Genomic DNA, 537 nt, shown 5'->3' with positions numbered 1-537 from the left:
GCGAGGGCGACGGCGGCGAGGATCAATCCCTGCGATATGCGCCGCTCTGCCGCCTCAGCACCCCAGGACAGCAGGAAGCCCGCGGCAAGGATAGCGACGCCAAAGATCGCGGCATCCGCAATCGGGCTGGGCCGCAGTCCCGTCAGGCGCAGTGCCAGTGCCGGAACCATCGCAAGCATGGCGACGAGGACAAGGAGCAGAAAGCGCCTCACCGGAGGTTCATCTCCGCTTCGGCGCCACGGCGATTTGCCCCGGAGGCAAACCTGGAATCGAGGCCGAGTTCCGCTCCCGATGGCGCCACGATAGTTCGTCCCCCCATCGTGAAGGCCACTGGGAACACCTTAAACACCTGCGGACGCGCTCTGAAACCGGTAGCCGAGCAGCCGAAGGGCGTTGAGGGTCACGAGGACAGTCGCCCCCGTGTCAGCCAGTACGGCGGGCCAGAGGCCGGTAATGCCGAGGACGGTCGTCACCAGGAAGACTGCCTTGAGACCGAGGGCAATGGCCACGTTCTGGTGGATGTTGGACAGCGTCGCG

At 65.7% G+C, this 537-nt stretch carries 2 protein-coding genes; both read right to left on the bottom strand.

What is annotated here, in order from left to right:
• Positions 1–212: hypothetical protein (locus tag D9599_RS30880; protein WP_198385158.1), on the bottom strand; the 212-nt coding region annotated here is incomplete at its 3' end.
• A 129-nt stretch (positions 213–341) separates the two neighbouring features.
• Positions 342–537 (bottom strand): hypothetical protein (locus D9599_RS30875; protein WP_198385157.1); only part of this gene is annotated, 196 nt, incomplete at its 5' end.

The sequence above is a fragment of the Roseomonas sp. KE2513 genome (assembly GCF_016107305.1).
Lineage (GTDB): Bacteria > Pseudomonadota > Alphaproteobacteria > Acetobacterales > Acetobacteraceae > Roseomonas.
Note: the sequence above shows the minus strand (reverse complement) of the source record. Positions and strands in the feature narration are given on the sequence as shown.